The sequence below is a fragment of the Leuconostoc sp. S50 genome (assembly GCF_016624925.1).
GTDB classification, from domain to species: Bacteria; Bacillota; Bacilli; order Lactobacillales; family Lactobacillaceae; genus Leuconostoc; species Leuconostoc pseudomesenteroides.
The window spans coordinates 1-863 of the sequence record NZ_JACVUE010000028.1 but is presented as its reverse complement, the minus strand read 5'-3'; the positions used below and the strand labels follow the sequence as shown (position 1 = coordinate 863).

Here is an 863-nt window from a genome sequence, read left to right as displayed (position 1 = left end):
CCAGCGCCTAAAGGTATCGCAGTTTATGGTGAGCCAATGGCGGGTAAGACAACGTTCGCGGGTAAGTCGGATAAGCCATTGTTTGTCTCGTTTGACCGAAATGCTGACAACGCAGGATATAACGCCATTGTCCCTGAAACATATCAAGATGTTATCGACATTATCGAGCAAGCACCTGACGCAGGATATAAGACGTTAGTTATTGATACAGCAGAAGACATGGCTAACTTATTAGAACTTGAGGTATTGGAAAAACATAATGCTTCAAGTTTGAAAGAAGCAGGTGATTATGGTGCAGGATTTGGTGAATTTAACAAGATGTTTAGCAATGTGATTAGTGCTTTAACTAAGTCACCATTAACAGTTTATTACTTGTTACGTGCCAACAACGACGATGAAGAAGGGCTTGTGATTGTCCTGAAACCAAAGTTGTTCAATATCATCGGTGGTTATTCAGACGCTTTGATTGAGATTAACAACAAGCACGAAGCCAAGTGGAAGAAAAAGCGTTATGACTGGGACGATAAGACGTTGCCAGCACCACTTAACAACATTATTGATCCTGCCAAAGCTAAGGCAGCAAAACTCGCAGAACTCGGATTATAAGAATAGGAGATTAAGAACATGGCAGTAAATATGGAAGATTGGTTTGACGGATTAGATGCAGAAACAGAAGAACCATCAGCGTTTGGATTTGAAGATGGTCAGACAGAAGCAACTTTGACAGATGTGTCATTATTTGAAAGTCAGTCGTCAAGTTGGACTGCGGTACAGTTTGAATTTACTGATAAAGACGGCAACACAGACAACGGTTATCGTGTATCAATTGCCAAGAAGAAAACAGATGGTAGCAAGGTTCCAGC

At 41.1% G+C, this 863-nt stretch carries 2 protein-coding genes; both read left to right on the top strand.

Annotated features, from left to right (window positions below):
* Positions 1-606: AAA family ATPase (locus tag IAE53_RS11240; RefSeq protein WP_200136521.1), on the top strand; the 606-nt coding region annotated here is incomplete at its 5' end.
* Between the two features lie 18 nt (positions 607-624).
* The coding region (locus IAE53_RS11235) for a hypothetical protein (protein ID WP_200136522.1) at positions 625-863 on the top strand (239 nt) is incomplete at its 3' end.